General features: G+C 56.0%; 1 protein-coding gene. It reads left to right on the top strand.

Features of this window, described 5'->3' with window-relative positions; genetic code table 11:
- Positions 1–384: IS4 family transposase (locus tag GTP27_RS23365; RefSeq protein WP_161041467.1), on the top strand; the 384-nt coding region annotated here is incomplete at both ends.

The following is a 384-nucleotide window of genomic DNA, read 5'->3' as shown; positions in this document are numbered from 1 at the left end:
GCCGGCAGGGACCAAGCCAGTTGAATGGCGGTTGCTGACGAATCGCCATGCCAGCTCGCTCGATGAAGTCAATGAATTGATTGATTGGTACAGGGCGCGTTGGGAAATCGAGATGCTGTTCGATATCCTCAAAAATGCCTGTCGAGTCGAAGCCTTGCAGTTGTCCGGATTTGACCGTTTGGAGCGTGCCCTGGCCATGTTCATGGTGGTGGCATGGCGCGTTGCATACCTGATGCGCCTGGGAAGAACCAGTCCGGACTTGGACGCTGGTCGTTACTTTGATTGGGCCGAAATCAAGGCCGCCTACGTGCTGGCCAAGAAACCGCAACCTGCCAGACCAAGCCTGAACGAAGTGCTCAGGCTTATTGCACAGCGAGGCGGCTT

Source organism: Duganella qianjiadongensis (assembly GCF_009857915.1).
Classification (GTDB): Bacteria; Pseudomonadota; Gammaproteobacteria; order Burkholderiales; family Burkholderiaceae_D; genus Rugamonas; species Rugamonas qianjiadongensis.
The sequence above is the reverse complement of the archived record's forward strand: the minus strand, read 5'-3'. Positions and strand labels throughout refer to the sequence as shown.